Raw genomic sequence first — 22,621 nt, forward strand, 5'->3', positions numbered from 1 at the left:
TTAAAAAAGCCACCTCAGGGTGGCTTTTTTTTCACTGAAGATTCTCCATCACGCTGTGTTTGTCTTTTTCCTGCACCAACATTTTTGCCATGGTTTCGGTGTTTACAAATAGTTTTTCTATGCGTTTATCTCTATTGGGGGCGCAGATACAGGCGGCGAGTTTGTAGTTCATCTGGATACTGGGATCTTTATCGAATCGCTTAATAAACCCCCTGATGTTTTCTTCAATGCGGTTTGCCACTACGGCGGTACCCTCAGTATCGATATTGAAAAGTCCAAGGGCAAAGCATTCGTTATTCATACGGGCAATCATATCGCTCGAGCGGAGCAAGGCCTTCTCCAACTCCTTGCTGAGCATCTCCATTAGACCCGGATGTTTTCTTGTTTCACGAATGTGGGGGTATAGATACAATAGGGCCAGACTTTGGTTGTCACGGATATGTCTGTGCCATTCCCGATTAAAGACTTCCATAAAGTAGGTTTGATTGTAGACGCCCGTTTCTGGATCCCTGAATCCGGAATTTCTAAATGAATAAATCATAAGGCGAACTCCTGCGATAATTTAATTATGAGTATAGAAAACATCGCAGGGTACATCGTCATAGGGAGATGAAAGACTATGCAAAAAACCTTGTTGGCAATAGTGGTGGCTTCGGCATTCGCCCTGTCTGGCTGTTCACAGGAAAAATCGGCAGCGTCACCTGGAGCGAACGTCGAAGCACAGGGCACTGCCGCTCCAGCGTCGGAGCAAACCGCTCAGAGCCGCTATCTGGCCATGGTAGACAACTACTTCAAGGACTATCTCAAGCTCGAGCCGATTTACGCCACATTTTTTGGGGTAAACGATTATAACGCCGAGTTTGGCGGCGACCTTTCTGATGAATACCTCAAAGCCCGCCATGATTTTAATACCCACTATCTGGCACAGGCCAGAAAGATAGACAAGTCTGCTCTGCCTGCGGATTTACAGCTCTCTTATGACCTGTTTGTGTATGACCGCAACATGGCGTTGGTCGATGAGACCTTTCCGGCACGCTTCCTGCCCATGAATCAGTTTTACAGCACTGTCATCACCATGATCCAGCTGGGCAGCGGTGAGGCCGCCCAGCCATTTGTGACGAAACAGGATTACCTGAACTGGGAGTCACGGGTGGATGGCTTTATCGCCTGGCTCGACAGAGCCCAGGCGCGCATGAATGAAGGCATGGCCAGCAAGGTGGTACTGCCAAGAATACTGGTCGAGCGGATGATTCCGCAGTTCACCGCCCAGCAGGTTGTTGACGCCAAAGACAGTATTTTTTATGCGCCGGTGAAATCGCTGCCCGAGTCCTTCAGTGAACAGGACAAGGTTGAAATCGAAGCGCGTTATCAGGCTATGATTGCTCAGCGCCTGTTGCCGGCATTGGCGAAGATGGAGACCTTCCTGAAAGACACTTATCTGCCTGCAGCCCGTGCGACCGACGGTTGGTCAGGGTTGCCCAACGGCAAGGCCTGGTATCAACACCTGGCCAATCTGCATACCACTACCGATAAGTCAGTCGACGAAATCCATGAGACTGGTCTCAATGAAGTCGCCCGCATTTTGTCAGAAATGGACAAGGTACGGCAGCAAGTGGGGTTTGAAGGTGACCTTAAAGCCTTCTTTGCTTCCCTCTCCAGCGAGCCGCAATACTTCTTTACGGAGCGTCAGGGATTGATTGATGGCTATATGGTGCTCAAAGAGAGTATTAATCAGGTGTTGCCTCAATACTTTAACGTCATGCCCAAGGCAGATTACGTAGTTAAACCCGTTGAATCCTTCCGGGAGCAATCGGCAGCGGGGGCCTCCTATGAATCACCGGCGGTGGATGGCAGTCGTCCCGGGGTGTTCTACATCAACACCTATAACCTCAAGGCGCAGCCAAAGTGGGGCATGACGACACTGTCGCTTCACGAAGCGGCACCCGGCCACCACTTCCAGATTGCCATCAAGCAAGAGCTGACCGGTGTGCCTGAGTTCCAGCGCTTCAGCGGTTATACCGCCTTCGAAGAGGGCTGGGCTCTGTATGCCGAGTATTTGGGTATCGAGATGGGTCTTTTCAGCGATCCTTACCAATACTTCGGCAAGCTTTCCGATGAGATGCTTCGTGCAATGCGGTTGGTTGTGGATACAGGTTTGCATGCCAAGGGCTGGAGCCGCGAGCAGGCCATTCAGTACATGAAGGATAACTCGCCCATGGCCGAGTCTGACATCATCGCTGAAGTAGAGCGTTACATGGCCATTCCCGGCCAGGCTCTGTCCTATAAGGTGGGCCAGCTTAAGATCCTTGAATTGAGAGCCGATGCCGAGAAGCGCCTGGGTGATAAGTTCAGCCTGCCGGCTTTCCACGATCAGATCCTGACATCCGGCTCGCTGCCAATGGCGGTCATGGAGCAAAAGGTCGATCGTTGGGTAAAAAGCCAGTTGTAACGAAAATTCAGAGCCGGCTGTTAATTCGTACGTAAGTCCCTATACTGGAATGCCTGCCGAGGTTTGCAGGCCATAGGTTGAAAAAACGCCGGGCTTTGCCCCGATAATCACAAGGAGCACTTTATGGTTCGTGCAACCGCCAGACATCTACTGGTTAGCTCGCAAGAACAATGCGAAGTACTGAAAAAGCTTATCGAAGGTGGTGCTGATTTTGCTGATATCGCCCGAGAGCATTCCGCCTGTCCTTCAGGAAACCAAGGCGGAGAGTTGGGGTCTTTTGGCCCGGGAATGATGGTGCGAGAGTTTGATGAGGTGGTCTTTTCAGCCCCTCTGCATGTGGTGCAGGGGCCGGTAAAAACCCAGTTTGGCTATCACCTTGTGGAAGTCACCAGTCGGGGATGATAGATTGAAAAGCGGCTGCCAAGGCAGCCGTTTTCTTTTGCCGAATGGCCAGGATAGGCCCGGGAGCCCTAAGTGCAGATTGAGCTTTTCAGTGATCGTTTACGACTAAGAAACATCAGGCCAGAGGACAAGGCACATTTTGTGATGATGCTGACCTCACCTGAGGTTAACCAATTTGTCCGCGAATGTGAGCCGCTGGATGTTATCGAGACCAAGTTTCAACAGCGGCTGGCCCCCTGGCGATACGAATCCGGTGACTGGCTCACCCTGGTTATAGAGACTCTGGACGGAGAGTTTGTCGGCTATACCGGTTTTCACATGGATGATGAGCTTTGTCGCCGTGCCGAAGTGGGTTATCTTCTGACACCTGTCATGCAGGGCCGTGGATACGCCACCGAGGCCACCCGTGCCGTGATTGACTGGGGCGCACTCAGTTTCAACATTCATAAATTTATTGCCTGCTGCAGCGAAGCCAATCTTGGCTCACGTAAGGTGTTGGAGCGAATCGGCTTCAAGCTGGAAGGTATACTCAGGGACCAAACCCGCATCAAAGACAGTTGGCATAATGACTGTGTGTATGGTTTGCTCACTCACGAGCGTCCCGAGGTAAATTAACCGCAACTTCACGCTAAGCGCAGCGGTTATGTGTATAATGCAGCGGTTTATAATCAGTGGAGAGCGGCATTGAGCGGTTCAGCATCCAGCCTCACCCTGCATGCGGGTGAAGACTACATCGAGCTTTATAAAGTACTTAAGGTAGAGGGCATGACCGGGGACGGCGCCGAAGCCAAGCGCGTAATTGCCGAAGGCATGGTATTGGTGAATGGTGAAGTGGAAACCCGCAAGCGTAAGAAACTGGTTGCCGGTGACTCGGTCACCTTCAATGGCGAAACCGTCCAGATCCTGGCGGGCTAAGGAGACAGATAATGCATTTTCCAGAAGATGATAACGGCCAGATGCTCAAAGCGATGCACGAATCCGGGATTGATTTAACCAAGCCTTTGGATGTGGACTTTTTCCTGGTGTTTGACGACAGACGCGATGCCGAGTCAGCTCTTGAAGATTTGACCGCCCAGGAAGCCGAAGGCGAAGTAGAGCTCAACTTTAATGAAGAGCTCGACAAGTGGGAGCTGATTGTCTGTATCAACATGCTGCCCGAGTATGACGCCTTGGTGGCCAGGGAAGTTGAGCTTAATGCCTTTGCCGGCCAGTTTGATGGCCAAAGCGATGGCTGGGGCGTTATGCAGCACCAGGAAGGCGACGATGAGTTTATGGACGACGAAGATGATGACCATGAGCATCATTGTGGGCCGGGTTGTAATCACTGATATTCAGTCGTTTCTCATTAAAACCACCGCAAGCGGTGGTTTTTTATTACTTAAACTGCCAACAGGACACTGTGGTCATTCTGGAAGAGGGCATAGCAAGCCCTTATTGGGGCCGTTCAGTATTGCGATAATGGCGGGTATGAACTTTCGCTGAGCCTTTGCCTTTTGTTGCCAAAAGGCGTTAAATGCCACAGCCCCGTCTGATCCGATGGGGCAATTTTTATCGCCTGTGATTTTGCCAATGGATGTATTGATGGACTTTTCCTTCTCGATTGAACTTGCCGCGCTGCTGTTCTTTGTGGCCATGCTGGCCGGATTTATTGATGCTATTGCCGGAGGCGGTGGCCTGCTTACCATACCCGCGCTGATGTGGGCCGGCCTTTCACCCGCTGCGGCGCTGGCAACGAATAAGCTGCAGGCCTGTGGCGGCAGTTTTTTTGCCAGCCTCTATTTTGTGCGCAAAAAAATGGTGGATTTGGCCAGCATCAAGCTCGATATTTTCTGTGCCTTTGTTGGCGCGGCGCTCGGCACTATCGCTGTGCAGCTGATAGATGCCAGCATGTTAAAAACCCTGCTGCCCTTTTTGATGCTCGCTATTGGCGGGTATTTTCTGTTTTCCAAAAAAGTCAGTGAAGACGACAGGCACAGGGTGTTAACCCCCACCTTGTTTGCTTTCACCGCGGCGCTGGGCATTGGTTTTTATGACGGTTTCTTTGGCCCGGGCACTGGCAGTTTCTTTGCGCTGGCTTTTGTCAGCCTTGCGGGATTTGGGCTCGCCAAAGCCACTGCCCACGCCAAGGTGCTTAACTTTGCCACCAACATTTCGTCACTGATCTTCTTTGCCCTTGGGGGTAAGGTGGTGTGGATGCTGGGCGGTCTGATGTTACTTGGCCAGGCCATGGGGGCAACGTTGGGATCGCGGCTCGTGGTCACCAAAGGAACCGCGATCATCAAGCCTTTGGTGGTACTGATGTCGGTGGTGATGAGCACCAAGCTTCTTGGCGATCAGTTTCAGTGGTGGTGATTGGCTGAGCGCACGGTGCTGTGAAGTCGCTCTGCGCCTTCACAGCGTCTTTGATATCCCCTAGTATGAGTCTCAATTTTAAAGCAAAAAGGCTTTTGCATGAGATTCATCCATACCTCAGATTGGCATTTGGGCCGCACACTGCACAATCAGTCATTGCTGGACGAGCAGGCGCAGATGTTGGAGACCCTGCTGGCACTCATTGAGACCCACGAGGTGGATGCCCTGGTGATAGCCGGCGATATCTTTGACCGCTCTGTGCCTCCTGCCGCCGCAGTAAGTCTTCTGGATGCGTTTCTCGACAAGGTTATTCAGCAACTTAAGGTAAGCGTTATTGCCATCGGTGGTAACCACGATGGCCAGGAGCGATTGGCCTTTGGTGCACGGCAGATGGCCAGAGCCGGCCTTTATATTCAGGGGCCGGTCAGTGCCAGCATCAGTCCCGTGCGGGTCGATGGCAAGCACGGGGCTGCATTTTTCTATCCTATCCCTTACGCAGAGCCTGCCTTGGTTCGTCATCTTCTTGAGGATGAGAGCATCCAAAGCCATCAGGACGCCATGGCAGCTTTGCTTTCAAAGGTTCAGGCTCATAACAGTAATGGATTGCCGAAGATTGTGGTCAGCCATTGCTTTTTGGACGGCGGCAGCGAGTCTGACTCAGAACGGCCCTTGTCCATTGGCGGTGCAGATAAGATAACTCCGGCGCTGTTTACGCCATTTGACTATGCTGCACTCGGCCATCTCCATGGCCCGCAATACAAGGGCGCAGAGCATGTGCGCTACAGCGGCTCTCCCTTGAAGTACTCATTCAGCGAGCAGCATCAAAACAAATCAGTCACCCTGGTGGACATGGTGCCCGCAAAGGCGCCTGATATCCGCCTGTTGCCCATTAAGCCCCAGCGGGACGTACGGATTATCGAAGGGCATCTGGACACTCTCCTGGCGCAAGGCGCCAAAGACCCTGGTCGTGACGATTACCTGATGGTGAGATTGCTCGATACCCATGCCATTTTAGAGCCCATGGCCAAGCTTCGGGCCGTGTACCCGAATGTACTTCATCTTGAGCGCACCGGGCTCATGCAGGAGCGTTCGATGGAAGGCCCGGGCCGCGAGCGCATGCAAAAAAGTGAGTTAACCATGTTTGAGGATTTCTTCAATCAGGTACAGGGAGAATCCCTGAGTGGGCCGCAAAAAGCGCTGATGTCGGATTTGATAGCGTCGCTGCACAGGGAGGCTGGTCAATGAAGCCCTTAACTCTCACTATTACCGCCTTTGGCCCCTTCGTGGACACCCAAACCCTGGACTTTCGAGCCCTTGGGGAGTGGCCATTATTCCTGATAAATGGGCCTACCGGTGCGGGTAAAACCACGATTCTCGATGCGATTTGTTTTGCGCTCTATGGCAAGACCACCGGAAACGAGCGCGAAGGTACCCAGATGCGCTGCGATGCAGCCCCGGATGATGTGCTGACGGAAGTGAGCTTTGAATTTGGTTTGGGCGACAAGGTCTACCGGGTGAAGCGGGTGCCTGAGCAGCAAAGGGCCAAAAAGAGCGGCGAGGGCTTTACGCTGCAAAAGAGTGATGCCCTGCTTGAGCGTATTGAAGGAGAAAGAGCCACTCCGCTCGCGGCTGGCAAAGTCACTGAAGTCACCGCACAGATTGAAGATTTGTTGGGGCTTGAAGTGGAGCAGTTTCGCCAGGTCATGGTGTTGCCCCAGGGGCAGTTTCGAAAGCTGCTGCTGGCGGACTCCAAAGAGCGTGAGGCCATTTTTGGCCAGCTGTTTCAAACCGGCATTTACAAGCGCATTGAAGACAGTCTCAAGCAAAAGGCGTTGGAGCTTAAGGCCAAAGCCAAAGAGCTGGAGGCCAGGCGAGCGGGGATCCTCGAAACCGCCGGCGTGGAAAATCTCGATGCCCTTGACGCTCAAGTGGCCGAGCTCACACCTGCACTTGAGGCTGCCGTCAGCGCAAGACAAGAGGCCGAAGGAGCACTTGCTGCGGCGCGCGCCCAGCGACAAGCGGCCGAGGTGAGGCTGAAGGAATTCAGCGCCCTTGCTGATACCAAGGCTCGCCTGGAGGCTGAAACGGCCCGTGGCCCAGAAATAGCAGCCCTTAATGAGCGGCTTGAACGGGCGCAGCTTGCCGATTCCCTTGCCGGCTCGTGGCAAGCCTGGGATGAGCGCGAAAAAGAACGTCAAAGCGCTGAAAGTGCTGCCGCAGTGGCCGCAGAAGATGCAAGGCAAGCCGAAGCGAGTTTAAGCGATGCAAAAGAGGCTGCTTCTTCAATCCCTGAATTGGACGCCAGGCGACATCAGTTGAAAAACGATGCAGAGCGACTGGCCGAGTGGCGTCCGCGGATGCACAGGCTGTCGGCCCTGAACGAGGTTATTGCCGGGCTTGGACAGGCGCTTAAAACGTTTGATGTAAATCTTGCCAGTGTTCGCAGCCAGCTTGCTGATACGCAGGATCGCATGGCAAGGCTCACCCGGCAGCGGCGAGAATTGTCGGCGCTGGCGAGCACCGCCGGTAGCCTTGAGGCGGCCCTGGTGCAGCAAACCCAGGCGTTTGAGCGTCAGCAGCAATTTATTGAAAAGGAGCGTCAGGCGCAGCTCTTGGGTTCTGAGCTTTCACGGCTCGAAGCCGAAGGCCGTCAGGCCAAGGCCAACCAGGAAAATCTCACCCGCGCCCGCGAGCTGCTGGAACTTGCCTGGCATCAGGGGCAGGCAGCGATATTGGCCGCTAGGCTCTTACCCGGCGACCCATGCCCTGTGTGCGGCAGCGCGGAGCACCCCAGTCCAGCCCATCATGATGGGGCGCTGCCAGGGGATGATGAACTTGCCGCAGCAAGAGACGCCGAGCATGAGGCCCGGGAAGTTCTGAGTCGTGCCCGCTCTGAATATAAGGCGCAAAAGCAGCGTTTCGAGGCCTTGCAGCAGGAGCTCGCCAATGAAGCCGCGGCTCTGGGGGAGACGCTTGCCACCAGTCTTGAGCAAAAACAGTATGCACTTGGCCAAAGCCGTGAGGCCTGCCAAAACGCGAAAGCCGCCCAACAGTCGCTGCAAGCGCTGGAGCATGAGCTTGAGCATCTGGACAACACACAAAAACAGCTACTGGCAGACATCGATGGGCTGCAGCGTCAGCGTGAACAGCAGTCTGGAGAGCTTCAAAAAGCCTGTGGTGAGAAAGAAAGCCTCGCCGGTGCCATGCCGGAATTCTGCCAGCGCCTTGGCAGCGAGCAGGCGTTTGATGCGCACCTTGCCGGCCTCTCCCGGGATATCGATGCCCTGAGTGCGCAAATGGAGAGCTTGCAGACCCAGCTTAAGGGCGCAGAAACCCGTCAAACCCAATGCAATGAGCGCAGAAATGCGCTGCAGCAAACCTTGAGCGAGGCTGGCAGCCGGGCCACAGCAGCGAAAACGCGCTTTGATGCCGAGCTTGCTGCCAAGGGCTTTAAAGATGTGGCGAGCTTTAATCAGGCGCGTTTAAGCGCCGATGAAATGAGTGCTGCTAAAAGCCGCATTGCCTCTTGGCAGCAGCAGTTGGCTGGGCTTAAAGAGCGCCTGGCGGCACAGCAAGAGGCTCTGGGCGATACATTGCCACCGGACATGACGCAGCTGGCAGCGCTTGAGGCCGCTGCACAGGAAGCGTTTCACCAATGCAACTACAACTGGCAGGCACTGAACGATACCCTGGTGATGTACAGCCGCGCCAGGGCGCAGCTGGGCACCGAGGCATTGGCGGGTGCCAGACTTGATGAGGAATATGCACTGGTGGGCACCTTGTCGGATGCGGCCAGTGGCATGACAGGAGCCAGGATCAGCCTGCAACGGTTTGTGCTGGGGGTGCTCCTGGACGATGTGCTTATCGAGGCGAGTGAACGCCTGCATCGCATGAGTAAGGGGCGTTATCGTTTGCTTCGCAAGGAAGACAAGGCCAAGGGCAATCGCGCATCCGGTTTGGATCTGGAAGTGGAAGATGCCTACACAGGCAAGCTGCGCCCAGTGGCGACCTTAAGCGGTGGCGAGAGTTTTATGGCGGCCTTGTCTCTGGCCTTGGGGTTGTCGGATGTGGTTCAGGCCTATGCGGGGGGCATTAAGCTTGACACCCTGTTTATCGATGAAGGGTTTGGCAGCCTGGATCAGGACTCACTGGAGCTTGCGGTACGTACCCTGGTGGATTTGCAGTCCTCAGGACGCATGATTGGGGTGATTTCCCACGTGACCGAGATGAAAGAGCAGATTCAGACCCGGGTCGATATCCATAAGGACACAGTGGGCAGTAAAATTTGCCTGACTTTGGTTTGAATAGCGTTTGATTAGGGAATGATTTTTCCTGAAAAGCAGATGACAGCTCACATTTTTCGATGCTGTCTTTTGCTAATGTCCGGATGTTTGAAGCCCATTGCAGGGCGCAGTATCGCCTGAAAAGGCTTGTGTCCTGCGGCTTTTTTGGTATAAAAGAAACCAATCCCTGCAAAATGACAGGGAAATATACCAATAATAACGACTGGCATTAAGGGAAACTTCAGGGTTGCTTAATCAAATATATAACAAAAACAATATGTTTTTTTCGCATATTGCCAGTTTGCCCAGCTTTCATAAGCGTCTGTTGCTGGTGGGTGGTTTACTGGTCGGTGTCTCCTTTATGTGGCCCACGGCGCAGCAGCCGGTTGTCGGCCGTATTCCCATTGCACTGGATATTGAATCTTTACTGCCACAGATTTCCGAGGCACCTCTGCCGTTGGCGGCCAGTGAGTCGGTGGCGGATTTCGATCATTTAATCGTGTCTGGCGATACCCTCAGTGGCCTGTTTTCCCGCGCCGGGGTGGACCAGCAAACCATGTACCGCGTGCTGGAAGCGGATATGAACATTCTGGCGCTGGATACCCTGATGCCGGATAACCGCATCAAATTCTGGCTTGATGACAAAGGCGATTTACAAAAGCTCGAGCTCTATTTCAGTCCAGCCCGTCAGGTGGTGTTCAACCGTTTTGAAGATGGCAGTTTTAACGTTGACGAAATTGTCGTCGATGGCCTCTGGCAAAATCGCATTGCCAGTGGCGAAATCCGTGGCTCATTTTATGTTTCGGCCCAGCGTGTTGGCCTTTCTGCCGCTGAAATCACCAAAATCGAATCCCTACTGAAAGAAAAAATGAACTTCGCCCGCGATTTGCGCGCCGGAGATACCTTTTCAGTATTGGTGAACGATCAGTATGTTGAAGGCCTGGCCACGGGCACCAGTCAGATCCTCGGCATTCAGATAAAAAGTGGCAAGCGCGAAATCACCGCTTTCCAGCACAGCGACGGCAACTTTTATGATGCCAAGGGCCATAACCTTGCCCGGGCGTTCCAGCGGGTGCCACTGGATAAATCGTTCCGCATGACCTCCCGCTTCAATCCGGTGCGCAAGCATCCGGTAACGGGTCGTGTGTCGCCTCATAATGGCACCGATTTCGCCACGCCAATCGGCACCAAGGTGGTGGCGCCCGGCGACGGTGTGGTGACCATGGTGACCGACCATAAGTTTGCCGGAAAATACATAGTGATTGAGCATGGCAACAAGTTCCGTACCCGATACCTGCACCTGTCCAAGTCTTTGGTCAGAAAAGGTGACAGAGTCAGCCGTGGTCAGGTCATTGCGCTCTCCGGTAACACGGGGCGTTCCACCGGCCCTCATTTGCACTATGAATTCCATGTCAATGGCCGTCCGGTTGACCCCATGAAGGTGCCGCTGCCTACATCGACCCAGCTGAACGCGGCAGAGTTGTCGGAATTTACTTCTCTGGTGAGAAGCCGTCAGATGCTGATGGATTTGGGCTGAGACAGAATCCGTGAGCCGGAGACGGCAAAATAAAAAAGCGACCCTGGGTCGCTTTTTTATTGCTTCAACACCGGATAATCGTGCGCTTTGCTTGAGCCAGAGGGGAGGGCAGTATTAACCCGCTTTACGCTTGGCGAGCTTCAGCGCACAGGCACAAAGACCACCGCGTTTGGCGGGGCAGCCGCCACAGGGGTTACGCTTAAGGGGCGTGAGGGCAAAGGCCATGCTGCCAACGGCGGGACGAAGGTTACGTACTTGCGCTAACTGGTCGTCATTGGCACCGCTGCGGCGGCCAATTTTGGAAAGGGTCAAACGCTTAAGCTGTTTTGACACGGTTTTCTTATCAAACTTACCTGCGTCGGCCGAAGCCTTGCTGAGGTTCGACAATTTGCTGTCGACCAACAGCTGTTGCTTCAGTCTGGTGGCAAAGACCTTTACATCAGACTTGTTTGCCTTGTCTCTCATGGCGTCTTTGCTCAGCCCAAGGGCCTTGCGTGCCGCTTTACGGCAAAGTTTGTTGAGCTTTTTATCGACCTTGGCCATAGGAGTAATCCAACCGGACTGTAGCTTTGGTTGTGATTTTAAATGAAAACTATTCTCAGTCAAGCATCGTGACCGTTAACTGTGATGCCAATCCTTTGATGGCATGCTCAGGCACATTCGGCGTTAAAAGAGGAGGCTCTAAAGTGATTTAGCAGAGTGTCCGGTCCGTGAGGTCTGCCTGACTGTGGCGCGACAGTGGCAGGGCTTCCATGTTGGCGGAGGTATGCGCCATGGCGCAAACTCAGGCGGGATTACTGCACAGACGTGTGCGGCATGTACATTCCGGATGAATGTCAGAAGGGGGACTGGCCTGCGTCTATCGCAGTCAGCAGCAGTCGCAAATCGAATTCCAACTGATGATAGTCGCCTTCCATATGGCAACAGAGCTGATAAAAGGCTTTGTTGTGGTCACGTTCTTTTAAATGCGCCAATTCGTGTACCACCACCATCCGCAGCAAGGGCTCTGGCACCTGCTTTAGCATAGAGGCGATACGGATTTCGCGTTTGGCCTTGAGTTTATTGCCCTGAACCCGAGAAATGGCGGTATGCAGCCCGAGGGCTTGCTGACGCAAACTGATTTTGTCGTCAAAGCATACCTTGGATAACGGGTCGCTGCGCTTGAGGAAGCGGTTTTTCAGCGCCATGGTGTAATCAAACAGCGCCTTGTCGGAGCGGATATCGTGCTGGGCCTGGTAGCGACGTGCGAGCACATCGCCCAGGGTGCCAGCCTCAAGCAGGGCGTCCACCTTGGCACGCACCTGCTCGGGGTAATGGGCCAGGTATTGGCTCACAGCTTGCCGTAGATGCGGGCGTTCAGGAAGGCGTAGCCCGCTTCAAAGGCTTGCAGCTGGAAACGCTTGAGTCCGAGCACCTCGTAATCAACCTGAGGAGGGTTGCGTTTGCATTGCTCGCGGATGGCAGTGGGCTTAAGCAGGGTTACCGGCAATTCGCCAAGCTGGATAGCGGCTTCCAGTTTAAAGCCGATAGCGCTGCCGGCCAGCTTGCCTTTTTGCTCCCGCTCGACGATGACAATGTGCTCCACCTTGTAGTCGGCCATCAGCTTGGCAAAGGCGAAGTGGAATTCACGAATGGCTTCCTGATTATCCGCATCGTTCACCACAAACGAGTGCTTGCGACACTCAGGTACATTGAAGGCTTCTTTATCGTAGCCCACGAGGCTGATAATGGCCTCGGCACCTTTCAGCTCTACGCCACATACTCTCATTTTTTTCCCTTATCTTTTTCTGTCACTTAATTGGTTCGGTGTTTTTGCTCAGGCAAAAACGTGCGGCTTGATGTTGGCCTGAGGAACTCAGTCTTCGCCCAGCTCATCAGCGTCATCGTCCTCGGGCACAATCGGTGCCGGGAGGGGCTTCTTACGGATCATTGGCGCATCGCCCACATCCACGCCGGTAAGGAAGCGTTTATCGCGGCTGCGCTTTTCACCCTTTGGCGCATCGGCAGCCTGTCTCTTGCTGTTGCCGGTCGTCTTGGTCTGAGTGCCAGGTGCTTTACGCTCACGCTTGGGCGCCAGTCCCTTGAATTTGGCTTCCAGTCCTTCGAGCACGCTGAAGTCAAAGGTCTTTTGCAGCAGGAGCTGAACCTTGAGGAAGTTGTCCCAGTCTTTCGGTCCCACCAGCGAAATGGCGGTGCCCTTGTTACCGGCGCGGCCGGTACGACCAATCCGGTGCACGTATTCCTCGGCAAACTTTGGCATATCGAAGTTCACCACCAAAGACACGTTGGAGATATCCAGACCGCGTGAAGCCACGTCTGTGGTCACCAGGATGCGGTGGTGCTCACGGCTGAAGCTATCCATGATTTGATTACGCTGTGCCTGTCGCAGCTCGCCGGATAGGGCGGCTGTGTTGAAGCCTTTCTCGGCCAGCAGGGTGGCCAGGCGCTCTGTGTCCTGGCGTGTGGCAGTAAAAATCATCACCTGACGGAAGTTATTGCCACTGAGCAGGCGTTCGAGCAGGGCTTCCTTGTGCTCCAGATGGTCGGCCAGCAGAATTTGTTGCTCGATGTCGCCGTGGCCCAGGTGCACGGCATCGATGGCGACATGCTCAGGCTCTTTCAGAAGCTCAGCCGCCAGCTCGTGCACTTCACCGTGCTCCAGGGTGGCCGAGAACATCAGGGTTTGCCTGCGACGGTGATCGGCAGCTGCATTGATGGCTTTCAGCTGAGGAGCAAATCCCAGATCCAGCATGCGGTCGGCTTCGTCGAGGATGAGCAGCTCAAGCCCGTTTAAAAACAGGTGGCGCTGCTGCAGGTGGTCGGCAATGCGTCCGGGGGTGGCCACAATAAAATGGGGTTCCCTGGCGAGGGCCTTGGCCTGGTCATTAAAGTTTTCACCGCCCAGCACACTGATGGCACGGTATTGGGTATTGGCCACCAACAGACGGAGCTGAGCATACACTTGCTGCGCCAGCTCTCGGGTGGGCAGCAGAATAAGCACCCGCGGGTCTTTTTTTGACAGCGCCTTGCTGGAAATCACCCTTTGCATGGCAGGCAGCAAAAATGCCAGCGTCTTTCCCGAGCCCGTCTTGGACGAGGCCATCAGATCCTTGCCGGCAAGGGCAACAGGAATGGCCTGACTCTGGATGGGGGTAGGCGTCTCTATGCCCATGTGCTTCAGGCTTTGCATGAGGCGCTTATCGAGGGAAAAATCAGAAAATTGCAAAGGATGGTCTCCGGAAAAATTCAAGCCGGGAATTATAGCGCCATCGGCCGCTTGGCGCCATGACAAGTGTGCTTCTGCCTGCTTAACACTGGGCTTCCTATCGAACTTGTGCGTCAATATCTGTGACAACCGTCAAAAATCCGTTGTTGGCGCTTTCTTCAGCGAAATAATTGCCTTATGTTTGAGCGATTGAAAAATTAACACGCACAACGACCCTGCCGCCCCGGAGGCGTAAATGGACTTTTGGATTGCACTCGCCATTGTCATTTTCGGTTGGATGATCCCCGTTTTACACATCGGATTGTCTGACGTGGTGACCGCCCGCCAAAAAAGCTGGTGGATACTGGCTGTGACTCTGGGTTCCTGGTTTGGCTGGCTCGGTTATCTCTTCAAAGGCCGAAGCCGATAGATTTTTCTCTTTCTTCCCAAGCGCTGGCACCTGCCGGCGCTTGTCGTTTATAGTCAGAGTCATTCTTGCTTTCATCTTTGCAAAGGAGTCGTAGATGAGCCAACCCCGTATTGGTATTGCCCTGGGCAGTGGTGCCGCCAAAGGCTGGGCCCACATAGGGGTGTTCAACGCCCTTGATGAGCTGGGCATAAAGCCGGAGCGGGTCGCGGGCTGCTCCATTGGTGCCTTGGTGGGCGCCGCCTATGTCAACGGGCGTCTTGGCGATTTGGAGTCATGGGTCAGAAGTTTTTCCAGTTGGGACGTTCTTGGGCTTATGGACTTAAGCTGGCGCCGCGGCGGGCTCATTCGCGGGGAAAAGGTGTTTGATGTGATGCAAAGTCGTATCGGCAGTATGGACATTGAATCCATGTCCATGCCCTTTATTGCGGTTGCCACCGACTTGTACAGCGGCCAGGAAATTTGGTTTCGCCAGGGGGATCTGCGCCACGCCGTGCGGGCGTCCTGCTCCATGCCCGGTATTTTGCCGCCGGTGCGCCAGGGCCATCGATGGTTGGTAGACGGCGCTGTGGTCAATCCTGTACCCGTGTCGGCTTGCCGTGCGCTGGATGTGGATGTGGTGATTGCCGTTGACCTGGATGGTCAGCGCCGCAGCCGCATTCAGGCCGTGCCTGTGACCCTTCGCAGTGAAGCCATCACTCCGCAGGAAGAAACGCGGGCCTTGGCCGAGCAGGAGGGCGGGTTTATGGACCTTTTTGCCCGCGGCCGCGACTATATCGCCAGTTTGTCGGATAAGTTTGCCCTTGGCACCCGTGATGACCCGGGGATGCTGGCAGTCATGAACCAGTCCATGGAGATAGTGCAGCAGCGACACAAAAGGGCGCGCCTGATGGGCGACCCGCCCGATGTGTGCCTGGTACCCAAGGTAGCCGACATTGGCACCATGGAGTTCCATCGCGCCGCAGAGGCCATCGATGCGGGTTACAGTGCAGTGATGGCCCAGGCCCATCTGCTGGAAGCTGCACTCGGTTAACCTCCGAAGCGTTGACCAAATAACCGCCACTCTATCTCTGAGTCCGGCGGTTTTTTTGTGCCTGCCTAATGGCGAATTTATCCCGGGTCAAGGGGGATAAGTGTGAAAAAGTTACCTGCCACAGGTTTTCAAAAAGGGGAAATTTATCTTTTTCCCAAACATGATCCATATCAAGGTATCGGTCTGGTATTTGTCGCCTAATACACTACATTTTGTATCTGGATAAAAAATAAGCTCAACATATAGTGCTTGGGTGAACAAAGAGGACCTGACTATGCCAGTGGTTATCAAACGGGATGGTTGCCGCGCAGCCTTTGATGAAACCCGGTTGCGGGATGCTGTGATTGCAGCGCAGGGGGCAGCCGGTGTTGAGGACAAAGACTATGCGGCCACGGTGGCGTCTGTGGTGGCGGCCGAGGTGGCACAGCGCGACGAAGTCGCCATCCACGAGCTGCAGGATGCGGTGGAAAATTGCCTGATGTCCGGTCCTTATAAAGAAGTTGCCCGCCACTATATCGAGTATCGCCACGACAGAGACGTGTGCCGTGAAGCGACCAGCAGACTGAATCTGGAAATTCGCTCGTTGGTGGAGCAAACCAATGCCGCACTGCTGCACGAAAATGCCAATAAAGACTCCAAGGTAATCCCGACCCAGCGCGATTTGCTTGCCGGCATTGTGGCGCGTCACTACGCCAAGCGTCACATCCTGCCCAAGGCGGTGGTGGCAGCCCATGAGGCGGGAGAAATCCATTATCACGATCTGGATTACTCGCCCTTTTTCCCCATGTTCAACTGTATGCTGATTGACCTTTCCGGCATGTTGACCAAGGGCTTTAAGATGGGCAATGCCGAAATCGAAACGCCAAAGTCCATTTCCACGGCCACTGCGGTGACTGCACAGATCATCGCCCAGGTGGCCAGCCACATTTACGGCGGTACCACCATCAATCGCATCGATGAAGTGCTGTCCCCCTATGTGGCCAAGAGCTATGACAAACACTATCAAACGGCGCTGCATTGGGGCATTACCGATGCGGTGGCTTATGCCAGGGCCCTGACAGAAAAAGAATGCCACGACGCCTTCCAGTCGCTGGAATACGAGGTAAACACCCTGCATACAGCCAACGGACAGACCCCCTTTGTCACCTTTGGCTTTGGGCTTGGCACCAGTTGGGAGTCGCGGCTTATTCAGCAGTCCATTCTCAAGGTGCGTATGGCGGGTCTGGGTAAAAACCGCAAGACAGCGGTATTCCCCAAGCTGGTGTTTGCCATCCGTGATGGCATCAACCACAAAGCAGGCGACTGCAATTACGACATTAAGCGTCTGGCACTCAAGTGCGCCACAGAGCGGATGTATCCGGACATTCTCAACTATGAGCAAGTGGTTCGCGTCACAGGCTCTTTCAAAACCCCCATGGGGTGTCGAAGCTTCCTGGGTGTGTACGAAAAAGACGGGGAAATGGAACACGAAGGCCGCAACAACCTCGGGGTAGTGAGCCTTAACCTGCCGCGCATCGCCATTGAAGCCGGTGGCGACGAAAACCACTTTTACGCACTGCTGGAGGAGCGGCTGCAGGTTGCCCGCCAGGCCCTTGATAGCCGCATCGAACGCTTGAAGGGGGTTAAGGCCAGAGTCGCGCCCATTCTGTACATGGAAGGGGCATGCGGTGTACGCCTTCGCCCTGACGATGATATTGAGCCTATTTTCAAAAATGGCCGCGCGTCCATTTCCCTCGGCTATATCGGTCTTCACGAAACCGTGAATGCCCTTTATGGCACGAAGGAGCATGTGTACGACTCAGAGCGACTTCGGCAAAAGGCCGTTGCCATTGTGGCGCGCCTCAAGCAGGCCACGGATCAGTGGAAGCGGGAAACCGGCTATGGCTTCAGCCTCTACAGTACTCCGAGCGAGAGTCTGTGCAGTCGCTTTGCCAAGCTCGATATCAAGGCTTTCGGCCTGATAGAAGGGGTGACCGACAAGGGCTACTACACCAATAGCTTCCACCTGGATGTGGAAAAGAAAGTCTCGCCCTTCGATAAAATCGACTTTGAGATGCCTTACCCTGAGCTCGCCAGTGGTGGCTTTATCTGTTACGGCGAATATCCCAACATGCAGCATAATATTGACGCGCTTGAGGACGTGTGGGACTACAGCTACACCCGTGTACCCTACTATGGCACCAACACTCCCATTGATGAGTGCTATGACTGCGGTTTTACCGGCGAGTTTGACTGTACCAGCAAGGGCTTTGTTTGCCCGGTTTGCGGTAATCACGAGCCCAGCCGGGTGTCTGTGACCCGCAGGGTATGTGGCTATCTTGGCAGCCCTGATGCGCGCCCCTTTAACCATGGCAAACAGGAAGAGGTCAAACGCCGGGTCAAGCATCTGTAATAGCAATGCTTTTTAATGGAAGCGCACGGAGCATCATCTTGTGAACTACCACCAGTACTATCCGCTGGATGTGCTCAACGGGCCGGGCACCAGGGCAACGCTCTTTGTGTCCGGCTGCGAGCACCAATGTCGTGGCTGCTACAACCAATCCACCTGGGATGTGCGAAGCGGTCACCTCTTCGATGAGGCGATGCTGAACCGGATAATCGACGACCTCAATGACACCCGGGTTCGCCGACGGGGGCTTAGCCTCTCCGGTGGTGACCCCTTGCTGCCTGCAAATCTTGCCGGTATCAGTGAGCTGGTGGCACGGGTGCGTTCGCAATGCCCGGGCAAGGATATCTGGCTGTGGACGGGCTATCGTCTGGATGCATTGAGCGAGGCGCAGCTGGCGGTGGTGTCCCGTGTGGACGTAATCGTTGATGGCCCCTTTGAACAGGGGCTTGCCGACAGACGGCTCAAGTTTCGGGGCAGCAGCAATCAGCGTATCTTTTGTCGCAGTGGCGATGCGTTTGTGCCCTGGTGTGACCAAGACTGACCGGCCCGGTGGACTGCTATCTCAGTACGACTCACTGGAATAACCAGACGCAGGTCTGCTTTTGTTGGCGGACCCTGGCGTTGAATTCTTCACCTTATCCCGACTCTGATACCCCAGTCAGTCACTTGGGTATTCCTGCGGGCGACAAAAGCGCATAGAATAGGCCACCCGGTGAGTTTATCTTACCAAGGTTATTGAGCTGTCAGGGAAAGTGCTGGACTCAGGGATTGAGCGTAGTCGTTAGGAAAATTTCATGTCGATAAAGTATGTCGCCACCTCCAAGTTGCCAACGCCCTGGGGCGTTTTTGCCATCCACGGTTTTGAAGATAGCGAAACCGGTAAGGAGCATGTGGCACTGACCTTTGGCGATCTCAGTGGTGACTCCCCTGTGCTGGGGCGGATCCATTCTGAATGTTTGACCGGTGATGCCCTGTTCAGCCTGCGCTGTGACTGTGGTTTTCAGCTGCAAACAGCCATGCAGCGGATCGCTGAAACCGGCCGTGGTTTTATCTTGTATCTGCGTCAGGAAGGGCGCGGTATTGGGCTGTTAAACAAAATCCGCGCCTATGAGCTGCAGGATAAAGGGGCCAATACCGTTGAGGCCAACGAGCAACTCGGTTTCGCTGCCGATATGCGTAAGTACGATATGATTGCCCCCATGTTGGCACATCTGGGGATCTCCCGGGTCAAGCTGATGACCAATAATCCCCGTAAAGTCAAAGCCATGAAAGACGTAGGTATGGATGTGGTCGAGCGGGTGCCGCTGCAGGTGGGTAAAAATCGTTATAACGAAGCCTATCTCAAAACTAAGTCAGATGAGCTTGGGCACATGATGTCTGAAGAGCACTTCAAGGCACACCACCAGGACTGATAGCGCAAACTGGTGTTTGCTGGGGAAACCTTTTATAGTCGGGGCATTCATTGATGGATGCCCCGACTGCTTTGAAGCCTGCCAGAATTCTCGCCATCCTGCTTTTTTCTTCCCCCTGTGTGGCGCAACAAGCCCCCGATGTCAGCCATTATGCCTTTGCCAACTATCTGGGCAGCGGCATTTACAGTTCGGCCGGTGAAAGCGCCGCCGTGGTGAATATTCCCTTATCCTTCGACATCGAATCCTCATCAGAGCACAGTTTGATGCTGCGCTTGCCTCTGTCGTTGGGCTTTTTCAACTACAACTGGGATGAGTTGCCGGAAGGTGACTTTCCAGACGCGGTGGGAACCGTCACAGTAACGCCCGGCATCGAGTACCACTGGCAAGTCAATCCAAATTTGAAGATGGAGACTTATCTTGATATCGGATTTGGGCATAACTTTTCCGACAGCAGCAATGTGGGCATCCTGTCCGCCGGGATCTCAACCCTCTATGCCTTTGGCAGCGAAGAATACCAACCTTTGTGGGTTAGCCGATTTTACTCCGCCGGATATCGCAGCATACAGAGCGGCAGTGAAGAGCATTACTCGGCACTGACATCCGGGGTGGAGTCGGGCCTGGGGTGGGGCTTTACCGCATGGGAGCGGCAGATGGAGCCCAGGCTTTTTGCCGCCATGCATTGGTATTTTGGCCGGGGACAGCTGGCGGATGAGTTTGTTGGCGCGCTCTTTGGTGAGAGTACACTGGAATTGGGGCTGAGCCTGGTATTCGATAAGCCGTTGGGTCTTGAAGCGATAACGATAGAGCGGGTGGGGTTCAGCTACAGTAACGCCGGCGGTGAAGATGTGTGGCGGGTGTTCTTCAGCCACCCGCTTTAACATTTCGCCCTGAGCCGGGCGTTATGGGCAACGTTATTTTTTGCCCCAAATGTCGGCGTTCGTGTTGGTAGAAACTGGGCTTGCCGACGGGCTATCAGCGGCACTGTCGTTGCTTTTGCGCTTGAGGCTCAGCGTGGGCTGACGTTTGGCCGTTTGGGTGCCCATGTCTGCATTTGTTCCTGCCTGATGGGCTCTTGCTTCCCCGCGATGTTTGTTTTCCGTCGAGGCCTTGTTGCTAAAGGCGGGTTTCTTGCCTTTATTGACAGCCGGGCCTTTGGCACTCTTGCCATAGGGGGAAGGCTTGTCACCGCCGGTGTGCCTGTTACGGCCCTCAGGTTTAGCTGTCTTGGGCTTAGCCGAGCCTTTCGTCGATGGTCTGTCCGAATCGCCTTCCTTGGGCTGTCGCACAGGGCGCTCTGGCACCGGAAAACCCATATGGCTTAAGTACAGGTCTTCGACTTTGGCCCGAGCCCAGGAGGTTCGGCGCAAAAATTTCAGGCTGGAATCCAGACTGGGATCAACGGCAAAACAGCGGATGCGAATTTGGTCGGCGAGTTTTGTCCAACCCAGCTCTTCCACCAGGTGTTCGAGCATGGCTTTCAGTGTCATGCCATGGAGTGGATTGTTGGCCTGTGTTGGTGGAGTTTGTTGGGACATAGTAGCTCGTCAGAATGGCAATCTTGGAGATTGGGAACGGCATTGTAACCTGTCGGATGGATAAAAAACAAAGGCCGGCGAGCGCCGGCCTTTTTGTGTGTACCTTTACTGGGGTACGGGATCAGGCTTCTTCAGCCAGCTCCACGGATTTACCTTTGATTTTAATCACCAGCAGCGTAGCAACTGCAAAGGCGACCAGTACACCCACCACGGTAGAGATGGTCATCGGCAAGCCCGCACCCAGGGTGGCAGAGTTCAGCAGGAAGGTCACCACCACTGAGGTCATGAACATGGCCGGAATGGTACAAATCCAGTGCAGCTTGTTGTGGCGCAGCAGGTAGGCAGAAGCCGTCCACAGCATCAGCACGGCGGTGGCTTGGTTAGCCACGCCAAAGTAACGCCAGATGACACCGAAATCCACCTGAGTCAGGATAGCGCCGATTACAAACAGCGGGATGGCCAGCATCAAACGCTTCGGCAGCTGGGTTTGTGGCATGTTGAAGAATTCAGCCAGGATAAGGCGTGCAGAGCGGAACGCTGTGTCACCCGAGGTGATGGGCAGAATAATCACCCCAAGCACCGCCATGAAGCCACCCACAGCTCCCAACAGACCGGTAGAGGCTTCATACACCACGTTGGCAGGGTTACCGGCCATACCGGTTGCCAGACCTTCAACGCCACCGAAGAACGACAGGGCAATGGCACACCAGATAAGGGCGATGATGCCTTCACCAATCATGGCACCGTAAAACACAAAGCGGCCATTGGTTTCGTTTTCCATGCAGCGTGCCATCAGGGGAGACTGAGTGGCGTGGAAGCCGGAGACGGCGCCGCAGGCGATGGTGATAAAGAGGGCCGGCCACAGTGGCATGTCATTGGGGTTGAGGTTGGTCAAGAAGTCAGAGGCTTCAAAACCGGGCAGCAGGCTGTGCTCGGAAGAGACGATGAGAGCCACGGTCAGACCCACAGACATAAACAGCAGCAAGGCGCCGAAGAAGGGGTACAGACGGCCGATGATCTTGTCTACCGGTACAATGGTGGCAATCAGGTAGTACACGAAGATGATGCCAACAAACAGGCTGACGCTGAGGCCAGTCAGTTTACCGAGCAGGCCCGCCGGAGCAGAAATAAACACCACGCCCACGAGCAGCAGCAGTATGGTGGCAAAGACGTTCATAAAGTGTTTTGCACTCTTGCCCAGGTATTTACCGGCAAGGTTAGGCACGGACTGGCCGCCGTTTCTCACCGACAGCATGCCCGAGAAGTAGTCGTGCACCGCACCGGCAAAAATACAGCCAATCACAATCCACAGCATGGCGGCGGGGCCGTACAGGGCACCCAGGATCGGGCCGAAGATGGGGCCAACACCGGCGATGTTCAGCAGTTGGATCAGGTAGACTTTACCTTTGGACATGGGCACATAGTCCACACCATCGGTTTGGGCAAATGCCGGGGTTTGCCGTTTGGCGTTAATTCCAAACACCTTCTCGACGAAGGCACCGTAGACAAAGTAGCCGACCAGAAGCAGGCCGACGCAGAGTAAAAACCAGGTCATGTTGAGGATCTCCCCTTTTTTGAGTAATGCCAGTCTACGTAA

At 54.4% G+C, this 22,621-nt stretch carries 22 protein-coding genes; 15 read left to right on the plus strand and 7 right to left on the minus strand.

Features of this window, described 5'->3' with window-relative positions; genetic code table 11:
• Window positions 1-31: 31 nt before the first annotated feature.
• Complete coding sequence (locus JQC75_RS06210) at window positions 32-541, minus strand: GGDEF domain-containing protein (RefSeq protein ID WP_203326570.1); 510 nt, start codon at window positions 539-541, stop codon at window positions 32-34.
• A 78-nt stretch (window positions 542-619) separates the two neighbouring features.
• Between JQC75_RS06210 and JQC75_RS06215 the strand changes: the two genes are divergently transcribed.
• The 9 genes from JQC75_RS06215 to JQC75_RS06255 all read left to right on the plus strand — a co-directional run bounded on the left by JQC75_RS06215 (window position 620) and on the right by JQC75_RS06255 (window position 11,023).
• Window positions 620-2,449, plus strand: a complete 1,830-nt coding sequence (locus JQC75_RS06215) for a DUF885 domain-containing protein (RefSeq protein WP_203326571.1) — start codon at window positions 620-622, stop codon at window positions 2,447-2,449.
• 123 nt (window positions 2,450-2,572) lie between these two features.
• On the plus strand, window positions 2,573-2,851 hold the full coding sequence (locus tag JQC75_RS06220; RefSeq protein WP_203326572.1) for a peptidylprolyl isomerase: 279 nt from the start codon (window positions 2,573-2,575) through the stop codon (window positions 2,849-2,851).
• A 144-nt stretch (window positions 2,852-2,995) separates the two neighbouring features.
• Window positions 2,996-3,466 carry a GNAT family N-acetyltransferase gene (locus tag JQC75_RS06225; RefSeq protein ID WP_239002096.1) on the plus strand — a complete coding sequence of 157 codons (471 nt, stop codon included), beginning with the start codon at window positions 2,996-2,998 and terminating at the stop codon, window positions 3,464-3,466.
• A gap of 69 nt (window positions 3,467-3,535) precedes the next feature.
• Window positions 3,536-3,766, plus strand: a complete 231-nt coding sequence (locus tag JQC75_RS06230) for an RNA-binding S4 domain-containing protein (protein WP_011759380.1) — start codon at window positions 3,536-3,538, stop codon at window positions 3,764-3,766.
• 11 nt (window positions 3,767-3,777) lie between these two features.
• A complete protein-coding gene (locus JQC75_RS06235) occupies window positions 3,778-4,179 on the plus strand; it encodes a ribonuclease E inhibitor RraB (RefSeq protein ID WP_203326574.1) in 402 nt (133 codons plus the stop codon).
• A gap of 253 nt (window positions 4,180-4,432) precedes the next feature.
• Window positions 4,433-5,203 (plus strand): TSUP family transporter, encoded by a 771-nt coding sequence (locus JQC75_RS06240; RefSeq protein ID WP_203326575.1) that lies wholly within the window; start codon window positions 4,433-4,435, stop codon window positions 5,201-5,203.
• A 99-nt stretch (window positions 5,204-5,302) separates the two neighbouring features.
• Window positions 5,303-6,448, plus strand: coding sequence for an exonuclease SbcCD subunit D (locus tag JQC75_RS06245; protein WP_203326576.1), 1,146 nt, complete (start codon window positions 5,303-5,305; stop codon window positions 6,446-6,448).
• A complete protein-coding gene (locus JQC75_RS06250; protein ID WP_203326577.1) occupies window positions 6,445-9,507 on the plus strand; it encodes an AAA family ATPase in 3,063 nt (1,020 codons plus the stop codon). The genes JQC75_RS06245 and JQC75_RS06250 overlap by 4 nt, the downstream gene beginning before the upstream one ends.
• Window positions 9,508-9,763: 256 nt before the next feature.
• A complete protein-coding gene (locus JQC75_RS06255; RefSeq protein ID WP_203326578.1) occupies window positions 9,764-11,023 on the plus strand; it encodes a peptidoglycan DD-metalloendopeptidase family protein in 1,260 nt (419 codons plus the stop codon).
• Window positions 11,024-11,137: 114 nt separating this feature from the next.
• Here JQC75_RS06255 and JQC75_RS06260 read toward each other — a convergent pair whose 3' ends face one another.
• The 4 genes from JQC75_RS06260 to JQC75_RS06275 form a co-directional block, all read right to left on the minus strand.
• Window positions 11,138-11,566, minus strand: coding sequence for a hypothetical protein (locus JQC75_RS06260; RefSeq protein WP_203326579.1), 429 nt, complete (start codon window positions 11,564-11,566; stop codon window positions 11,138-11,140).
• A gap of 293 nt (window positions 11,567-11,859) precedes the next feature.
• Window positions 11,860-12,357: a M48 metallopeptidase family protein gene (locus JQC75_RS06265; RefSeq protein ID WP_203326580.1), complete on the minus strand. Its 498-nt coding sequence runs from the start codon at window positions 12,355-12,357 to the stop codon at window positions 11,860-11,862.
• Window positions 12,354-12,791 carry a DUF3010 family protein gene (locus tag JQC75_RS06270; RefSeq protein WP_203326581.1) on the minus strand — a complete coding sequence of 146 codons (438 nt, stop codon included), beginning with the start codon at window positions 12,789-12,791 and terminating at the stop codon, window positions 12,354-12,356. Before JQC75_RS06270 ends, JQC75_RS06265 begins: the two co-directional genes overlap by 4 nt.
• Before the next feature lie 87 nt (window positions 12,792-12,878).
• Window positions 12,879-14,249 (minus strand): DEAD/DEAH box helicase, encoded by a 1,371-nt coding sequence (locus tag JQC75_RS06275; RefSeq protein ID WP_203326582.1) that lies wholly within the window; start codon window positions 14,247-14,249, stop codon window positions 12,879-12,881.
• A gap of 235 nt (window positions 14,250-14,484) precedes the next feature.
• Between JQC75_RS06275 and JQC75_RS06280 the strand changes: the two genes are divergently transcribed.
• The 6 genes from JQC75_RS06280 to JQC75_RS06305 all read left to right on the plus strand — a co-directional run bounded on the left by JQC75_RS06280 (window position 14,485) and on the right by JQC75_RS06305 (window position 20,367).
• Window positions 14,485-14,658, plus strand: a complete 174-nt coding sequence (locus JQC75_RS06280) for a hypothetical protein (RefSeq protein ID WP_203326583.1) — start codon at window positions 14,485-14,487, stop codon at window positions 14,656-14,658.
• A 94-nt stretch (window positions 14,659-14,752) separates the two neighbouring features.
• Window positions 14,753-15,688 carry a patatin-like phospholipase RssA gene (rssA, locus tag JQC75_RS06285; protein ID WP_203326584.1) on the plus strand — a complete coding sequence of 312 codons (936 nt, stop codon included), beginning with the start codon at window positions 14,753-14,755 and terminating at the stop codon, window positions 15,686-15,688.
• Window positions 15,689-15,962: 274 nt separating this feature from the next.
• Window positions 15,963-18,080 carry an anaerobic ribonucleoside-triphosphate reductase gene (nrdD, locus tag JQC75_RS06290; protein WP_203326585.1) on the plus strand — a complete coding sequence of 706 codons (2,118 nt, stop codon included), beginning with the start codon at window positions 15,963-15,965 and terminating at the stop codon, window positions 18,078-18,080.
• A 40-nt stretch (window positions 18,081-18,120) separates the two neighbouring features.
• Window positions 18,121-18,618, plus strand: a complete 498-nt coding sequence (gene nrdG, locus JQC75_RS06295; protein WP_203326586.1) for an anaerobic ribonucleoside-triphosphate reductase-activating protein — start codon at window positions 18,121-18,123, stop codon at window positions 18,616-18,618.
• 253 nt (window positions 18,619-18,871) lie between these two features.
• Window positions 18,872-19,489 (plus strand): GTP cyclohydrolase II, encoded by a 618-nt coding sequence (gene ribA, locus JQC75_RS06300; RefSeq protein WP_203326587.1) that lies wholly within the window; start codon window positions 18,872-18,874, stop codon window positions 19,487-19,489.
• A 53-nt stretch (window positions 19,490-19,542) separates the two neighbouring features.
• Entirely contained in the window at window positions 19,543-20,367 is an 825-nt protein-coding gene (locus JQC75_RS06305; RefSeq protein WP_203326588.1) for a hypothetical protein, read from the plus strand.
• A 33-nt stretch (window positions 20,368-20,400) separates the two neighbouring features.
• On the opposite strand, the gene JQC75_RS19055 is transcribed toward JQC75_RS06305, so the two are convergent.
• Entirely contained in the window at window positions 20,401-21,024 is a 624-nt protein-coding gene (locus JQC75_RS19055; RefSeq protein WP_203326589.1) for a VF530 family protein, read from the minus strand.
• 121 nt (window positions 21,025-21,145) lie between these two features.
• Complete coding sequence (locus tag JQC75_RS06315) at window positions 21,146-22,579, minus strand: carbon starvation CstA family protein (RefSeq protein ID WP_203326590.1); 1,434 nt, start codon at window positions 22,577-22,579, stop codon at window positions 21,146-21,148.
• Window positions 22,580-22,621: the final 42 nt, after the last annotated feature.

The sequence above is a fragment of the Shewanella litorisediminis genome, from assembly GCF_016834455.1.
In the GTDB taxonomy this organism is placed as follows: domain Bacteria; phylum Pseudomonadota; class Gammaproteobacteria; order Enterobacterales; family Shewanellaceae; genus Shewanella; species Shewanella litorisediminis.